The organism is Nonomuraea sp. KM88 (assembly GCF_052245635.1).
GTDB lineage: Bacteria > Actinomycetota > Actinomycetes > Streptosporangiales > Streptosporangiaceae > Nonomuraea.
Genome location: NZ_JBQQCC010000008.1, coordinates 357,251 through 373,625 on the forward strand (window position 1 = coordinate 357,251; position 16,375 = coordinate 373,625).

Sequence of the window (16,375 nt, forward strand, 5' to 3'; positions counted from 1 at the left end):
GACTCTGGACAGCAAGTGATCTAATGACTAGAACTGTAGGGAGCCTCCTCCCCTAGGACCTGTGATGACGCGATTCCGCTCCGCCCTCGCACCCCTCGCCATCGCGTTGGCCGGCCTGACGGCCATGCCGCAGCCGGTCTGGGCCGCGCCGCCCAAACCCGCGCCCTCCGCCGCACCGCAGGAGCAGCCGGCCACCGCCGCCTCCGAGTGCGCCCCGACCGTCGCGGGCGCCACCACGAACGCCCGCCTGACCACGTTGTTCACCTCCTACGGCAACGACAACAGCCGCCTGGACGACTGGACGGGCGCCGACGGCACCTATTCGCTCGAACTGCCCGGCGGGAAGGACCTGTGGATCTTCTCCGACACCTTCCTCGGCCAGGTCAACCCCGACGGCTCGCGACCGCCTGTGGTCGAGGAGGGCGGCACGACCGTCTTCCTGAACAACACGTTCGCCGTCGAGCGCGACGGCAGGCTGTCCACGATCCACGACGGCACCGCCGAGAAGCCGACCGCGGTGATGCCGCCGCGCGACGAGGACCACTGGTTCTGGGCCGGCGACGCGACGCTGGCCGGCGGCGTCGTCGAGGTCACCTACCAGGAGTACGAGCGCTTCGGTGACGGCGCGTGGGACTGGCGCTGGCATCGCAACGTGGTGGCCAGGTTCGCCCCCGGGCGGCTCGACGAGCCGATCAGCGTGCACGACCTGCCCTCGGGGCACGGCGTCTCGTGGGCCTCGGCGACCCTGAAGGACGGCGGATACACCTACGTCTACGGCGTGGAGGATCTCGGGTCGCCGAAGTACATGCACGTCGCCAGGGTCAAGGGGCAGAGCCTGCTGGGCCGCTGGGAATATCTCAAGGCCGACGGCACCTGGTCGCCCGACGAGGCCGACTCCGCGCGGGTGATGAGCGGGGTGGCGAACGAGTACAGCGTCAGCAAGGTCGGATCCGGATATGTCCTGATCACTCATGACACCACCGAGGCGCTCAACCCGAACATCGTCGCCTACTCCTCCTGCTCCCCGGCCGGGCCGTTCACCGGCAAGCAGCACGTCTACACGACCCCCGAGACCAAGGGCGACGTCTTCACCTACAACGCCCACGCGCATCCCGACGTCGACGGCGACGGGCTCGTGATCTCGTACAACGTCAACAGCTTCGTGAACACCGACCACTACCGTGACGTGTCGATCTACCGGCCCCGATTCCTGGATGTGACGTTCGAGTGAGGCGTAACTGGGCGGCCCGCCTGCGGCACGTCACGATCGACGGGCTGCGGGCGGTCGTGCTGGAGAACGAACGGCTGCGCGTGACCGTCGTGCCGGACAAGGGCGGCGACGTGGTCGAGTTCCTGCACAAGCCCACCGACACCGACTTCGTCTGGCTCTCCCCGCAGGGCCTGCGCGACCCGCGCGACCACCTCCAGGGCGCGGCCGACGACGTCGCCCAGTTCGTCGACCACTACGAGGGCGGCTGGCAGGAGGTCTTCCCCAGCGGCGGCGCGCCGAGCGAGTACCGGGGCGCGCGGCTGGCCCAGCACGGCGAGGTCTCGGGGTTGCCGTGGGAGTGCGAGGTCGTGTCCGACTCCGAGGAGGAGGTCGCGGTGCGGCTGCGCGTGCGCACGCGGCGGCTGCCGTACGCGGTGGAGAAGGTCTTCCGGCTGCGGTCGGGCACGATGGCGCTGGAGATCGAGGGGCGGGCCAGCAACGAGTCCGGCCTGCCGCTGCACGCCATGTGGGGCCAGCACATCGTGTACGGCCTGCCGTTCCTGCGGCCGGGCGCCAGGATCAGGCTTCCCGAGGGCGTGACCGTGATCCCGCACGAGAGCACGATCGGCCCCGGCGGGCGGCGGGTCCAGGCGGGCGGGCCCTGGCAGTGGCCGGTCGTGCCTGCGGACGGGGGCGGTGAGACGGATCTGAGCGTGGTGCCGGAGCGGGGTGCGCCGAGCGACATCGTGTATCTGACCGGCTTCGACGAGGGATGGTACGAAATTTCTGGGGATATCGGTATGCGGGTGGAGTGGGATGCGACGCTCCTGCCGTACCTGTGGATGTGGCAGGAGCTCGGCGCGTCCACCGGCTACCCCTGGTGGGGACGGGTCTACACGGTCGGCCTCGAGCCCTTCTCCAGCATGCCCACGGACGGCCTGGCCGCCGCCGTGGCCAACGGCACGGCCCTCACCCTGAACCCCCACGAGACGAAAGAACTGCGGTTGCGCGCGGAGGTGCTGGTATGAGCGAGTTCGGCGGGAAAGTCGCGCTGGTCACGGGCGGGTCGATGGGCATCGGCCGGGCGGTGGTCGACCGGCTGGCCGACGGCGGGGCGTCCGTGGTCTTCTGCGGCGCCGACCAGAGCGCCGAGCTCGACAGCGAGCATGTCGTCGGCAGGGTCGCCGACGTCCGCAGCGCCGGCGCCATGCGCGACCTCGTGGACCTGGCCGTGGCCAGGTTCGGCGGGCTCGACATCGTGGTGACGTGCGCGGGCGTGCAGCGCTACGGCACGGTCGAGGACACGCCGGAAGAGGTCTGGGACGAGGTGCTCGACATCAACCTCAAGGGTGTCTATCTCGCGTGCAAAGCCGCGGTGCCGAGGCTGCGGGCCCGCGGCGGCGGCTCGATCGTGATCATGTCGTCGGTCCAGGCGTTCTCCTCGCAGGCCCAGGTGGCCGCCTACACCGCGAGCAAGGCCGCGCTCAACGGCCTGACCAGGGCCATGGCGCTCGACCACGCGGCCGACGGGATCAGGGTGAACGTCGTCTGCCCCGGCTCGGTGGACACGCCGATGTTGCGCTGGGCGGCCGACCTGTGGCGCGGCGAACTGTCGCAGGAGGAGCAGGTGGCGCAGTGGGGCCGCTCCCACCCGCTGGGCCGCGTGGCCAAGCCCGATGAGGTCGCCGAGATGGTGGCGTTCCTGGCGAGCCCGCGCGCGTCGTTCATCACCGGGGCCGAGCACCGCGTGGACGGCGGGCTGCTGGCCCAGAACCCGGCGGCGCTTCCGGAGTAGGTCGAGCGGAGACCACAGGTTCCTCCACCGGCGCACCAGAGCCGGCAACAGTTCCGTCAACGCGACGAAAGGCCACGTCACAGGACTGATACGAGTGAGTCGGCGGGCCGGGGCACGCGACCTCGCGCGGGCGCGCAGCCCTTACGGGATCGGCGAGTCACCACGACTCGCGTTCGATTCGGCACGCTAAGTTACCGAGGTCGAAAACGACTCACCGATCGAGGAGAGACCTGTGAGGCTATCCAAGAAGGCCGCCGGCATCGTCGCCGTGGCCGCGATGTTCACCGTGGCCGCCCCCGCGGCCACCGCGGTGGCGAGCCCCCGCTCGACCTGCTACGGCGGTCGTGTCTGCCTGTACGCGGGCTTCGACTACAACCGCGGCCAGATCGACCACTGGCGTGACTTCGTCAAGGACGACTCCAACCTTGCCGACAACAACTGGCTGAACTGGGACTTCAGCAACACCTGGCACAGCATGGACAACGAGGCCAGCTCGGTCAGGAACCGGGTCGGCTGCAGCGCCACCCTGTGGCAGCACCCCGGCTACACCGGCGCGCACAGCACGTTCACGCACAACTCGAACGACGGCTACCTGTCGAACAACGCCATCGGCAACAACCGCACCAGCGCGATCGACATCTGGTGCCGCTGAGAAATGACGGGAGTGCCGGTTTCCGGGCTTGGCCGCCGGAAACCGGTCGCCGGGGGCTCCTCGCGAGCACGCTGCTGCTGGTCGCGTCGGCCGCGGCCTGTGCCGCCGACGAGCCCGCCGCGCCCGCGACGTCCGGTCCGGACGCCGCCGCGATGACGCAGCTGGTGCTGCCGTTCGACGCCTACAAGACCACTCCCAAGCAGCGGGCCGTTCTGGGCAATGCCCACAACCAACTCGTCGTCCAGTGCATGCGCGAGCGGGGCGACACCGTCACCCCTCCCGCCGAGGACGCCGACACGATCGCCGCGGTGGATCCCGGCAACTCCCGCCGCTACGGTGTCTCGGACATCGGGGCGGCCAAGCAGTACGGCTACCACCTGGCCAGGCCGCCCTCTCCCGACACGACCGGCGCGTGGGCCGCCAAGCTGCCCAAGCCGGTCCGCCACCGCCTGTACGGCACCGCCGCCGACCGCGGCTGCCTGGACCGCGCGACGCAGGCCCTGGACAAGGGGGCACGCAAGGCGGACTGGCCGTGGTTGTCGCTGCAGGACTCGCTGACGCTGGAGCAGGCGGCCAAGGACCCCGCGGTGAAGGAGGCGGTCAGGCGCTGGCAGTCGTGCATGAGCCAGGCCGGCCACTCCTACCCGTCGCCGGAGGCGGCCATCGCCGACAAGCGCTGGAACCTGGACGATCCGGAGGTCACCGAGGAGGAGAAGCAGACGGCGACCGCCGACACCCGGTGCAAGTGGTCGTCGGGCCTCGTGCTGGCCTGGTACGGAGCCGACTCCGAACTGCAGGAGGACGTCATCGCCGACAATCCCCAGCGGTTCGCCGCGCTCCGCGCCAACCTCAAGCAGCGGCTGAAACGGGCGTCAAGCCTGCTGGCCCAGCACAAAAGCGGCGAGGTCGGCTGACTGGCGCAGCCTGCTGGGCTCGTGGACGTACATCATGTGGCCGGCCTCGTAGTACTTGAACTCGACGTTGGCAGCCAGTTCCGCGGGCACCGGCAGGTGGGCGAGGGCGTGCTCGGCGGCGTAGTAGGGGGTCGCGCCGTCGTGGTAGCCGCTGGCCACGTGCACGCGCAGGTGCGGGTTGGCGCGCATGGCGGCGGCCAGCTTGTCGGTGACGCTGACGTGCGCGCCCTCGAACTCCTTGAACGACCACGGGTAGACCCGCGAGGTGAGCACCTCGTACGGCAGGTCGTTGGCGTAGCCGAGCTCCGTGCGCAGGTAGTGGTTGAGCCCGGCGCTGTACGGCCCCATGATCGCGTTGATGCTGGGGTCGGCGAAGAAGCGCTCGCGCCCCGCGTCGGGGTCCCAGCCGGTGAAGCGCCCGTCGAGGCGGCCGACGACCTGGCGGCGCGGGCGCAGCAGCTCGGTGAAGAACCGGATGTGCTCGATCCGCAGGTTCACCCGGTCGACGTAGTCCTCGCTGAGCCCGGTCAGCGCGGCGATCCTGGCCACGGCGGACGCGCGCTCGCCGGCGGTGAGCCGGTTGCCGCGGGCCAGCGCCCACGGGTAGTCACGCTCGGCGAACTCCTCGGCCTCGCGCAGCACGTCGGCCAGCGGCCGGTCGCCGTGCAGCCCGTGGTAGTGGGCGATGGCCGCGTAGGTCGGCAGGTAGAGGGCGTGGGCCAGGTCGTTGCCCTCGTTGAACTCGCCGGTGATGAAGTCGAGCACCGAGGAGATCAGCATCACGCCGTTGACGTACATGCCGTATCGCGACTGCAGGTGCTCGGCCAGCCCGGCGGCCCTGACCGTGCCGTACGACTCGCCCGCCAGGAACTTCGGCGACATCCACCGCGCGTTCCTGGTGGTCCACACCCTGATGAGCTCGCCGACCGACTCCAGGTCGCCGGTGAAGCCGTGGTACGGCTCCGCCTTCTCCCCCTCGGCCGCCCGCGAGTAGCCGGTGGAGACCGGGTCGATGAAGACCAGGTCGCTCACCGCCAGCAGGCTCTCCTCGTTGTCGGCCAGGCCGTACGGGGGCGGCAGGAGCGCGCCCGCGTCCCCCATGACGACCCGGCGCGGCCCGAGCACGCCCAGGTGCAGCCAGACGCTCGACGAGCCGGGACCGCCGTTGAAGGCGAACGTCACCGGACGGGTCAGCGGGTCGGCGCCGTCCAGCGTGTACGCGGTGACGAACATCTCGGCCTTGGGGCGCAGGCCGTCGAAGGCGCCGTCGGTGTAGACCTCCTCGCGCAGCACGATCGTGCCCGCGGTGGCGGTGTACCGCTCCCCCGACGGCAGGGCGTGGGAGGTGGTGACCAGGTTGTCGGCGGGCGGAGCGGGCCGCGAGGGTTCAGACATACCGCATCATTATGGTGCTAGTCCACGGACGCGACGGTGGGGTCGGCGAAGCGCGCGTTGGGCACGGTGGCGTACCAGCCGGGCCGGCCCGGGTCGCGGTCGTACGGGTAGCCGCCCATCTCGCGGTAGAGCTCGGCGTATTCCGCCACCCGCTCCCTGTCGAGCCGCACGCCCAGCCCCGGACCCTCGGGCACGGCGATGGCGCCCTCCGAGTACGCCATCTTGCCGCCCTCGATCACGTCGTCGCGCAGCTGGTGGTAGTGCGCGTCGGCGGAGTAGGTGAGGTTCGGCAGCACCGCGCCGAGGTGGAGCATGGTCGCGAGCTGGATGCCGAGCTCGCCCGACGAGTGCACGGCCACCCCGATCTGGAACGTCTCGCACACCCCCGCCGCCTTCACGCACGGCCGGATGCCGCCCCAGAAGGTCGTGTCGAGCAGCACCACGTCGGCGGCCCTGCGCAGCACGTTGGAGGCGAGCTGCTCGAAGTTGACCACGACCGTGTTCGTCGCGAGCGGCACCCTGACCTGCTCGCGCACGGCCCTGAGCCCTTCGAGCCCCCAGACCGGGTCCTCCAGGTAGTCGTTGTTCAGCCCTTCGATGGCCCGGCCGAAGCGCAGGCCCTCCGCCACCGACAACACGGCGTTCGGGTCGTACCTGAGCCGGTCGCCGGGGAACGCCTCGGCCAGCGCCCGGTAACACTCCAGCTCGTAGTCCGGCGGGAACACGCCGCCCTTGAGCTTGTGCACGGTGAACCCGTGCGCCGCCTTGAGCTCCGCGGTGTGCGCGACGAGCTGGTCGGGCGTGCGGATCTCGGCGTGGCCCTCGGCGGCGTACCGGAAGAACAGGTAGGAGGCGAACGGGACGGCGTCGCGGACGCGCCCGCCCAGCAGGTCGCTGGCGGGCACGCCGAGGTGCTGCCCGATGAGGTCGACGCAGGCGAACTCGATGGCGGCCAGCAGCTGGGTCCTGTTGTTGTAGAGCGAGGCCGTCGGGTTGGCGATCTTGAAGCGGAGCGCCTCCAGCTGGAAGGGATCATGATCCTTCAGGTACGGCACGAGCGCGCGGAAGGCCGACTCCGCGCTCTCGCCCCCGCCGCCCATCTCCCCCAGGCCGATCAGCCCGTTGTCGGCCTCGACCTCGACGATCGTGCGGACGAACCGGCCCCAGTGCGCGCCGTTGCTGTGCCGCAGCGGCGCCTCGAGCGGGACCGCGACCGTCGTGGCCCGGATGTCAACGATCTTCACGCGCACGTCCCCCAGACGACGGCGACCCCGCAGGCGGGCAGCCGTACCTTGACCGACTCGTCCACGACGTCCAGCCCGCGGGCCGAGCGCAGGCCCGGCAGCGTGACCGTCGCCTCGACCGGCTCGGCGGCCAGCGACTGGAGCCGCACCACGCGCTCGTCACCCGACCGCCCGAGCGACGTGACCAGCACGTCGGGGTGGTCGACGGAGACGTACGTCTCGGTGACGGCCGGGCCGTCGTCGATCAGCGCGCCGACGAACGGCTCTGTCAGTCCCGAGGCCACCGCCGCCCCGAGCCGCCTGCCCTCTGTTCCGCTCTCGCTGGTGACCGCGTAGCGGAACGTGGTCTCGCCCTGCTGCTGGGCCGGGAAGTTCGTGTCCCAGATGTTATTGAGCGCCCACGAGTAGACCGTGCCGTCCTCCTGGTCGAGGGTCGGCGGGAACGGCGCGTACGGCATGTGGATGGTGCCGAGCTGCACCAGCGGCGCCTCCAGCGTGGCCCAGGCGATGGTCAGCTCGGAGTCCTCGAACGCGATCCAGTGCCGGATCGGCAACATGTACTCGGCCGAGCCGGGCACCCGCGGCACGTCGGGGCCGCCGACGCCGCCGGTCAGCTCCCAGGCCGTGGCCTGGCCCGCGGCGAACGGGAAGGCCAGGAACACCGCCTCCTTCGAGGGGGTGCCCTGCTTGGCGAGCTGGTAGGTCAGGTCGACCCTGGGCACGCCGTCGTGCAGCTCGATCATGGTGCGCAGCCAGTCGACGCCCTTGGCCCGCAGCTCCACGACGAGCTTCTCGCCCACGGCGGTGCGCTGGACCTTGGTGATGACGGCGTTCCTGCCGATGGCGCGGTCGCCGAGGAGGGTGCGGTCATGCGCCCCCACGTGTCCCGACATGTGGTTGAAGTGCGGGGCGGTGGCGTACTGGTCGTAGACGTACTGGCCGAAACCGGCCGCGGCCTCGCCGTTGACCAGCTCGCGGCCCGCCCGCTTGTCGAAGATCGAGCTGACGTAGCCCTCGCGCACGTCGTACGCCACGCGGTAGAACTCGTTCTCGATCACCCCGTCCAGGCCCAGCTCGACCGGCTCGGGGGCCTGGGTCTGGCCGGGCACGACGTCGAGGCGGGCGTAGCCGTACCCCGGGATGTCCTCGACGACCGCGTGCACGTGCCGCCCGATCGGCCGGGTCGGCCAGTCCACCGGGTCGACCAGCTCCTCGTGGTGCGGCAGCGTCCGCCCGGTCCGTGCGTCCACCAGCGCGATCGGCACGTCCACGCCCACGACGTCCCTGGGCAGGAACGCGCGCACGACGTCGGTGCGCGCCCGCGTGCCGGGGTTGAAGACGGCGAACGCGGCCAGCGTGCCGCCGGTTCCCCTCTCGTCACCGCCGCCCGTCAGCGCGGCGGCGAACCTGCGGGTCGCGGCGTGCAGCAGGTCGGACGCGTCGTCCTGGGCCTGGTAGGCGCCCGACGACTTGCGCGTCCACTGCAGGCCGCCCGAGTCGCCCGCCTCCTCGGCGTCCTCCCACGGGTTGGCCGCGCCCCACGTGTGCTCGTTGAACAGCGCCACCTTGTCGTAGGCCGCGTCGATCTGCTCGGTGGCGTCCTCGCCGGCCAGCGTGTGCAGCGTCTCGGCCACCCGCAGCGCCGACTGGGCCCTGCGCACGTAGCCGAGCGGGCGCGCGCCCGAGCCGAGCCCGTCGGCCCACCAGTCGGTCCAGTCGCCCTCGTGCACGGAGAGCCGGTCGAGGTAGCGCTCCTCGACGTGCTCGAAGAAGTCCTTGTTGGCGGCCGAGCGCAGGCGCGGGTAGGCCCACTTCTCGTTCCACCTGCGGGCGATCGACGCCGGCACGATCGACGGGCCCGCGTTGTCGGCGTGCGCCCCCTGCACCCGCAGGTGCAGCACGTCCAGCTCGTACGGCTCCTTGGGCGCGTCCGGCCCCTGCCACCCGAACGTGCCCGGCCCGTACGGGTAGCCCCGCGTGGCCAGCGCCGACAGGTAGCGCGGCAGCAGGTCGTCGGCCAGCTCGAAGGAGTCGGTCAGCCCGACCGTGTTGCCCTCCATGTACGCCATGCCGTGCGGCGTGTCCGTGAACCACACGATGACCTCGTTGCCGCTCGGCGCCCGCCACCGGAACGGCCTGGTCAGCTTGTCGCCGCCGTGCAGGTAGGGCACCGACCGGCCGGCCCAGTTGTGGGCCGCCGCCAGGTAGCGCACGCCGTGCGCGCTGAGCGCGTCGACCAGGCCGACGACCGCGCCGGGCACGTCGGTGTGCATCGCGGACGTGGTGGCGAAGCCGTACCGGTCCTTGAGCTGGGAGGTGAAGCGGAGCTGGCGGTACAGCTCCTCGGTCGAGCAGGCTTCGGTGTGCAGCTGGAACGGCAGCGCGGTCACCTCGATGACGCCCTCGCGGGCCCGCGCGGCGAACGCGTCGACCATCTCGGGCGGCCGCGCGTCCAGCCACTTCAGCGCCGGCATCGACGACTCGACGCTCCACCGGAACTTGGCGTCGTCCGGCCAGGACGAGGTCTCCTCGGCCAGCCGCAGCGCCGCGTCCAGGTAGTCGAGGTGGTGGCGGAGCACCGTGCCCTGCGGGTCGGTGTAGCCGATGTCCAGGTGCGAGTGGTGCACGACGAACACGCTCCACTTGCGCTGCGGCGTCACCGTGACCTGCGCCGAGCCGACCACGCCCGCGTCGTCGCGGCACTCCAGCGTCAGCTCGCGCGGCGCGTCGACCTCCGGCACCAGCAGCGTCACGTCGCTGCCCGACGCGCTGTCCGCGTCCACCAGCGTGTGGGTCAGCGGCTGGGTGCTGGACACCCTGACCGCCTGGCGGCCGTCGTGGGTGAACAGGGGCAACACCGAGACGCGCACCTCCAGCCCGCGCACGCTGATCACCGGGGTCGAGGTGTCGTCGCGCAGCGCCTGCCTGATCCCGTCATAGTCGGGACTGCCCAGGCTCCGCTGGAGCAACCGGCTCGTCATCAAACACTCCCTAGAGACAGGCCCCTGGCGAAGAGGCGCTGGGTGGCGAGGAACAACACGACCGTCGGCAACGAGACCACGAGGCCCGCCGCCAGGCCGACGGGCACCGGGGTTCCGGCGTACACGTCGGTCATGAGGCCGGCGATGGCGGTCATCACGGGCCGCACCTCCTCGGTCTGCGTCAGGGTCAGGCCGAAGATGAGGTCGTTCCAGATGAAGGTGAACTCGAGGATGAACACGGCGGCCAGCGCGCTGGCCGAGATCGGCAGGTAGATGCGCCAGAAGATCCGCCACGTGGACGCGCCGTCCATGCGCGCGGCCTCGAAGATCGAGAAGGCCACGCCGGAGTAGAAGTTGCGCAGCACGAACGCGGCCAGCGGCACGTTGATCGCCGTGTAGATGAGGATCATGCCGAGCCTGGAGTCGTACAGGCCGGCGTCGCTGTAGCCGACGAAGAGCGGCACGAGCAACATCTGCGAGGGGAAGATGGTGCCGCCGAAGATCAGCAGGAACCACCAGAACCCGTACTTCAACCGCAGCACCACGATCGTGTAGCCGGCCAGCGCGCCCACGAGCACGCCGAGCAGCGGCGAGACGACGCTGTAGAGCGCGGTGCTGGCCAGGCTCCGGGTCAGGTCGGCGCTGTCGAGCGCCCGCGCGAAGTTCTCGAACAGCGCGAAGTCGCCGGACGGCACCCACGCGCTGCCCGGATCGTACGAGCCGGCCGGGCGCGCGGCGTTGACCAGCAGCAGGTACGTCGGCCCGAGCCAGACCAGCCCGAGCACGACGAGCACGGCACGCCTGATCATGTCGCGGTCACCTGCCTCTTGAGATAGAGGTAGGACGCCAGGCCCGTGACCACGGTCAGCATCACCGCGACCGCCGACCCGTAGCCGTAGTCGCTGGCCACGAACGTCTCCTTGTACATCGTCACCGCGAGGGTCTCGGAATTGCGGCCTGGCCCGCCCTGCGTCAGCACCCACACGATGTCGAACGTCTTCAGCCCAGCCACCAGAGCGAGCCCCACCACGACGGCCGTCAGCGGCCTCATCAGCGGCCAGATGACGTGCCGGAACAACCGCCACCCCGAGGCGCCGTCGAGCCGGGCGGCCTCGATGGGCTCCTTGGGGATCGACTGCAGGCCCACCACGAACAGCAGCGTGTTGACGCCGAGCTGCTGCCAGGTCCAGACCAGCAGCATGGCGACCGTGTTGGCGGGCGCGTCCTGCAAGAAGGCGGTGTCCACGCCGAGCATCAGGTTGGCGATCCCGCCGTGCGACAGGATCGGGCTCCACACCATGGCCAGGCCGGCGCCGCTCAGCGCGTACGGCAACATGAACGGCAGGCGGTACCACGCGCCGCCCCTGAGGTCGTACGACAGCACCGCCACCAGCAGCCCGAGTCCGACCGGCAACACCATCGTGCCGACCACCCAGATGAGCGTGTTGCGGGTCGAGGTGAGCAGCGCCGGGTCGTCGAACAACTTGGCGAAGTTGCGCAGCCCGATCCACGCCGGCGGCTCAAGGCCGTCGTAGCGGGTCAGGCTCAGGTAGGCCGTCCACACGAACGGCGCGTAGAGCAGCCCCGCGACCAGGAGAGCGGCCGGGGCGACGTAGCCGTGCTTGAAGCGGCCGAGCAAGGGAGCGCGCGTGCTCATGGCCTCACTCCGTGAGGCGGGCTCGGTCGCCCGGATGCTCCCTCGCTCACTGATGCGTGCTCCAGTACTCGTCGGCGGCCTGCTGGATGGTCTCCAGGACCTCCTTGTACGAGCCCGGCTGGGTGACGAACTTGCTGAACCCGTCGAGCGCGGCCGTCAGCACGGGCGGCGGCGTGGCCTCGAAGTAGCGGTTGACCAGGCGGTACTTCCCGCCGCCCGCGTCCTTGGTGACGGCGCCGAGCGCCTTGTCGTCGATCTCCACCTTCGGGTTGGCGCTCACGTCACCCCGGCTCGTCGCCCACTTCTCCTGGGCCTCGGCGGTCGTCCACCACTTGAGGTATTTGGTGCTGGCGTCGGGGTCGGCCGCCTTCGTCAACGAGCACAGCGGGCCGCTCTCGAATATCATCGAGGTCTTGGGCAGAGCGGGGTTGACGTTGGGGATGACGAAGAAGTCGTAGTCCTCGCCGGCCTTGAGGTTGCGCTGGGTCATGCTGGTGTTGAACCAGGTGCCGAACGACACCATCGCGGCCTTGCCGTTCTTCAGCACGTCGCCGGGGTCGGTCTTGTCACCCGGGTTGATGAAATATCCGGCGTCGATCAGCTGCTTCCACTTCTCCATCACCTGCACCACGCCCGGGTCGGTGTACTTCGCCTCGCCGGTGGACAGGCGGTCGTACAGGTCGGGGTCGGTGCCGGCCAGGAGCTGCTCGAACCAGACGAACGAGAACAGCACGCTGGTGTGGTAGAAGGCCTTCACGCCGTTCTGCTTCAGCGTGTCGGCGACCTTGATGAGGTCGTCCCAGGTCTCCGGGGGCTTCAGGCCGTGCTTGTCGAAGATCTTCTTGTTGTAGAACATGCCCCAGTAGGCGACGTTCATCGGCACGCAGTACTGCTTGCCGCCGATCGTGTAGTAGGGCATGAGGTCTTTCGACAGGTCGCCGTTCTTGATCGCCTCCTGCCAGATGGCCGAGGTGTCGGCCACCTGCTTCTGCTTGACGATCTGCTCCAGCATTCCCCCGGTCTGCCAGGTGAACAGGTCAGGCTTGACGTCGGTGCGGAACGACGCCTTGATGAACGCCTGGTACTGGGCCGAGTCGGTGTATCCCGTCGGCTTGATGCTCAGGCCGACGCTCTGCTTGGACAGAGCACTCATCTCGTCGAAGTACTTCGTCCAGGCGCCCTTGTCGTTGTACAGCGTCAGCTCGGTCTTCTTCTCCCGCGGCGCGTCGGCGCCGTTGCCACCGCAGGCGGTCAGGACGAGCGCCGCCACGCCGAGCGTGACCACACGTGACCGGAACATGGGCCGGCCTCCTTGTTTCCATCGGGGGTTCAACCGGGGGGTTCAACCCGGGGGGTGCAACCTGTGCTCTATGACCGTCCTGACCTCGACCAGATGGGCCCGCATGCGCTCCTCGGCCTGAGCCGCGTCGCGCGCCTCGATGGCCTCCAGGATCGCCAGGTGCTCTTCGTAGTCACGCCGCCGGTCGTCGAAGATCTGCAGGATCTCCCGCTGCTCCGGCCCGTGGACGAGGAGCAGCGAATCGACGACCTCGTGGAGCACGCTGTTGCCCGCCATCCGCGCGGTCGCCCGGTGGAAGGACATGTTCGCCTCGTGCAGCTCGGCGTCGTCGCCGCGCAGGTGCTTGCCCGCCCGGTCGAGCACGCCTTTGAGCGCGGCCAGTTCCTCGCCCTCCGCGTTCTGCGCGGCCATCGCCGCCAGCGGCGGCTCGATGACGATCCGCGCCCCGAGCAGCTCGACGAGCTGGGCGGCGTGCACCTCGCGCATGTTGGGGTTGGGCAGGACCAGCCGCTCGATGGCGGCGCCCACGTAGATGCCGGAGCCGTGCCGCAGCTCGATGGCGCCGGTGGCCTCGAGCCTGCGCAGCGCCTCGCGCAACGTCGGGGTGGTGACGGCGAAGCGCTGGGAGAGCTCCCTGGTCGAGGGCAGCCTGTCGCCTGGCCGGTGCCCGCCCTTGCGGATGAGCTCCAGCATGCGCTCGGTGAGAGCGTCGGAAAGCGTGGGCCGCGTTACCTCGGACATATCAAGTGATCTAATCACTTATCGCCATCGGCGTCTATGCGCCGAGCAAAACTCACGGCAAAGGATGCGGCCGTCACCCGGAGAGCAGGTCCCGCATCATGTCGATCTGCGCCGTACGCGAGGCCCGCACCTGGGCGGCCCACTTCTGGACGGCCGGGTTGGCCCCGTCCGACATCTCCGTGGCCGCCATCCGGGCAGCGTCGCCCTGGTGCTCGATGAGCCGGCCGAGCAGGTCGCGCTCGAAGTGAGCCGACCGCCTGAGCGCCTGGATCCGCCTGACGTCGGTCTCCGGCATGCCGCCGGCGTTCAGGGGCGGAACCTCGGACACCGTCGCCTCCTGCGGATAGAATGGTGCTTGTGCTTTCGGGCATCGGTCAGGGCTTGGCCGTCGTCTCCCGCGTAAGCGAGGCGAGAAGCCGCTTCCTATAGGGAGCGGAGGAGTCACCATCTGGACGAACATCACGTCCGCGGCGTTGACCGGGACGTCCGGGGCCTCCTCGCCGCAGGCGACCGCGAGCAGGAGGACCAGCGCCGCCAGGATCTGCCTCACCGGCTGCTCCCAATCCCTTAGGAAACCTTCCTAAGGGATTGGGAGCCGGCGCGCAAGGGTCACGTCACCTGGTGGCGGAGGTAGGCGACGCCGGAGTCGAACGTCCTGCTCTCGACCAGGCGTGTCTTGACCGAGGCGGCAAGCTCAGGGAAGAACCGCCTGCCCTGGCCCAGCACGACCGGGTGCACGAGCAGCCGGAACTCGTCGACCAGGCCGAGCCGCACCAGGCTGTGCGCCAGCGTCGCCCCGCCCACCTCCAGGTCGCCGCCGTCCTGCCGCTTCAGCCTCGTGACCTCCTCCTCGAGGTCGCCGGTCATGAGCGTGCTGTTCCAGCCCACCTCGGTGAGCGTCCTCGAGAAGACGTATTTCGGCATGGCCCGCCAGACCCGCGCGAATTCCGTGACGACCGGCGGGGCGTCCGGATGCTGGTCGGCCGTGGGCCAGAAGGCCGACATGTTCTCGTACAGGCGCCTGCCGTAGAGGGCGCCCCCCATGCCGCGCGCCATGTCGTTGCAGAACGCGTGCACCTCTTCGTCGGGGGCGGTCCAGCCGATGTCGCCGCCGGGCGCCTCAACGTAGCCGTCGAGCGACACCATCATGCAGTAGATGACTTTTCGCATGCCTGTAGAGACCTCCGGGGCCGGCGGAACTCATCTCATTTCAGCGGGGCGGCCGCCCAGCCGTCTTTCTCGCCGGGCTCGCCGCGAGTCCCCGGCGCCGTGACAGGGGCCGTGACAGGGGCCGTGACAGGGGCCGTGACAGGGACGACCGAGGAGCTCGAGTCACGCACCACCAGCCGGGGCTGGAGTGCGACCGACCCGCTCGTCCGCCCCTCAAGCAGGTCGATCAGCGATCGTGCCGCCGTCTCCCCCATCTCCCGCAGGGGCGTGTGGACGCTCGACAGCGGGATCGGAAGATCCTGCGCGATCGCGATGTCGTTGTAGCCGACCAGCGCCATGTCGCGTCCCACGACCAGCCCGTCATCCCTGAGTGCCCCCATCGCCCCTATGGCCGCGGAGTCATTGACCGCGAAGATCGCCGTTGGGCGTCGCGGCAACGTGAGCAGCTCCTGCGCAGCTCGCCGTCCCCCCTGGGGGTCGAAATCCGTGTGGACGATCTGCGCTCGGCCGACGGTGACGCCGGCTCGCTCGTACGCCTCCACGCATCCTCGGACCCGATCCAGAGCAGTGGGGTAACGCGGCCCGGCGATGATGCCGATCTCGCGATGACCCGCAGCCAGGAGATGCTCGCCCACCAACCGCCCTCCCAGCGCATCGTTTCCGGTCACCGACACGTGCCCTTCGGCACGGTGGTTGACCAGGACATGCGGAGTCCGGGAACGGGACAACTCTTCGTAGATCTTCTCGTCGAGGGTGGGGTCGCCGATCACCAGCCCGTCGACCCTGCGGCTGAGCAGCATCTCGACCCGCTCCCGGCGCCGTTCCGGCGCGCCCAGGGTGTTGGTGACGATGGTCTGGTAGCCGAGGCCGAAGGCAGCGGTGTCGATACCGCTGAGAATCGTGGCCAGCACGACGTCGTGGAGCTTCGGCAGCAGGACTCCCAGCACCATGCTGCGTCGGGTTCGAAGGCTCGCCGCGGTGAGATCGGGGCGATAGCCCAGCCGTTTGGCGACCTCCCGCACCCGCTCTTCGGTCTCGGCGAAATCCGCCCTGCGGGGTCCGGGTGCCCGTCGGAGAATCCTCGACACCGTCGAAGGATGCACTCCGGCCACCTCCGCGATCAGCTTGTGCGTCGGCGGCTTCGATCCACGGCCTGACGGCTCGTTCATCGACTGTTGCCTCCCCATGTGAAGGTGCGGAGTCGCGGGAATTCGTCCCGATGAAGCACTTGACAGGCAGCGTACATGCAGTCGATTGTAGCTACATGCAGTCGACTGTAGGTAGATGTTGGAGCATCAACCTCGGGCCGGCTACTC

At 69.8% G+C, this 16,375-nt stretch carries 15 protein-coding genes; 5 read left to right on the top strand and 10 right to left on the bottom strand.

Translation table 11 applies throughout. The annotated features are described in order from the left end of the window. Positions 1-64: 64 nt before the first annotated feature. From ACTWPV_RS25280 to ACTWPV_RS25300, 5 genes are all read left to right on the top strand, one after another. The gene (locus ACTWPV_RS25280) at positions 65-1,231 is read left to right on the top strand and encodes a DUF4185 domain-containing protein (RefSeq protein WP_443153673.1); all 1,167 of its coding nucleotides are present in this window, start codon (positions 65-67) and stop codon (positions 1,229-1,231) included. Then, positions 1,228-2,238 carry a DUF4432 family protein gene (locus ACTWPV_RS25285; protein WP_443153674.1) on the top strand — a complete coding sequence of 337 codons (1,011 nt, stop codon included), beginning with the start codon at positions 1,228-1,230 and terminating at the stop codon, positions 2,236-2,238. The genes ACTWPV_RS25280 and ACTWPV_RS25285 overlap by 4 nt, the downstream gene beginning before the upstream one ends. Continuing rightward, positions 2,235-3,005, top strand: a complete 771-nt coding sequence (locus ACTWPV_RS25290) for an SDR family NAD(P)-dependent oxidoreductase (protein ID WP_443153675.1) — start codon at positions 2,235-2,237, stop codon at positions 3,003-3,005. Before ACTWPV_RS25285 ends, ACTWPV_RS25290 begins: the two co-directional genes overlap by 4 nt. 232 nt (positions 3,006-3,237) lie before the next feature. After that, positions 3,238-3,657 carry a peptidase inhibitor family I36 protein gene (locus ACTWPV_RS25295; RefSeq protein WP_443153676.1) on the top strand — a complete coding sequence of 140 codons (420 nt, stop codon included), beginning with the start codon at positions 3,238-3,240 and terminating at the stop codon, positions 3,655-3,657. Next, on the top strand, positions 3,648-4,571 hold the full coding sequence (locus ACTWPV_RS25300; protein WP_443153677.1) for a hypothetical protein: 924 nt from the start codon (positions 3,648-3,650) through the stop codon (positions 4,569-4,571). Before ACTWPV_RS25295 ends, ACTWPV_RS25300 begins: the two co-directional genes overlap by 10 nt. Here ACTWPV_RS25300 and ACTWPV_RS25305 read toward each other — a convergent pair. The 10 genes from ACTWPV_RS25305 to ACTWPV_RS25350 all read right to left on the bottom strand — a co-directional run bounded on the left by ACTWPV_RS25305 (position 4,530) and on the right by ACTWPV_RS25350 (position 16,246). Further along, entirely contained in the window at positions 4,530-5,966 is a 1,437-nt protein-coding gene (locus ACTWPV_RS25305; protein ID WP_443153678.1) for a S10 family peptidase, read from the bottom strand. The genes ACTWPV_RS25300 and ACTWPV_RS25305 overlap by 42 nt on opposite strands. A 17-nt stretch (positions 5,967-5,983) precedes the next feature. Next, positions 5,984-7,210, bottom strand: a complete 1,227-nt coding sequence (locus tag ACTWPV_RS25310) for an enolase C-terminal domain-like protein (protein ID WP_347648032.1) — start codon at positions 7,208-7,210, stop codon at positions 5,984-5,986. Then, positions 7,207-10,191, bottom strand: a complete 2,985-nt coding sequence (locus tag ACTWPV_RS25315; protein ID WP_443153679.1) for a glycoside hydrolase family 38 N-terminal domain-containing protein — start codon at positions 10,189-10,191, stop codon at positions 7,207-7,209. The genes ACTWPV_RS25310 and ACTWPV_RS25315 overlap by 4 nt, the downstream gene beginning before the upstream one ends. Beyond that, positions 10,191-11,000: a carbohydrate ABC transporter permease gene (locus ACTWPV_RS25320; protein WP_443153680.1), complete on the bottom strand. Its 810-nt coding sequence runs from the start codon at positions 10,998-11,000 to the stop codon at positions 10,191-10,193. Before ACTWPV_RS25320 ends, ACTWPV_RS25315 begins: the two co-directional genes overlap by 1 nt. Next, positions 10,997-11,848, bottom strand: a complete 852-nt coding sequence (locus ACTWPV_RS25325) for a carbohydrate ABC transporter permease (RefSeq protein WP_347648035.1) — start codon at positions 11,846-11,848, stop codon at positions 10,997-10,999. The genes ACTWPV_RS25320 and ACTWPV_RS25325 overlap by 4 nt, the downstream gene beginning before the upstream one ends. A 46-nt stretch (positions 11,849-11,894) precedes the next feature. After that, on the bottom strand, positions 11,895-13,148 hold the full coding sequence (locus tag ACTWPV_RS25330; RefSeq protein WP_443153681.1) for an ABC transporter substrate-binding protein: 1,254 nt from the start codon (positions 13,146-13,148) through the stop codon (positions 11,895-11,897). Positions 13,149-13,190: 42 nt separating this feature from the next. Next, on the bottom strand, positions 13,191-13,889 hold the full coding sequence (locus tag ACTWPV_RS25335) for a FadR/GntR family transcriptional regulator (protein ID WP_347648037.1): 699 nt from the start codon (positions 13,887-13,889) through the stop codon (positions 13,191-13,193). A gap of 73 nt (positions 13,890-13,962) precedes the next feature. After that, on the bottom strand, positions 13,963-14,217 hold the full coding sequence (locus ACTWPV_RS25340) for a DUF305 domain-containing protein (RefSeq protein WP_443153682.1): 255 nt from the start codon (positions 14,215-14,217) through the stop codon (positions 13,963-13,965). A 281-nt stretch (positions 14,218-14,498) separates the two neighbouring features. Beyond that, positions 14,499-15,059, bottom strand: coding sequence for a dihydrofolate reductase family protein (locus tag ACTWPV_RS25345; RefSeq protein WP_443153683.1), 561 nt, complete (start codon positions 15,057-15,059; stop codon positions 14,499-14,501). Between the two features lie 35 nt (positions 15,060-15,094). Beyond that, a complete protein-coding gene (locus ACTWPV_RS25350; protein WP_443153684.1) occupies positions 15,095-16,246 on the bottom strand; it encodes a LacI family DNA-binding transcriptional regulator in 1,152 nt (383 codons plus the stop codon). Positions 16,247-16,375 lie beyond the last annotated feature (129 nt).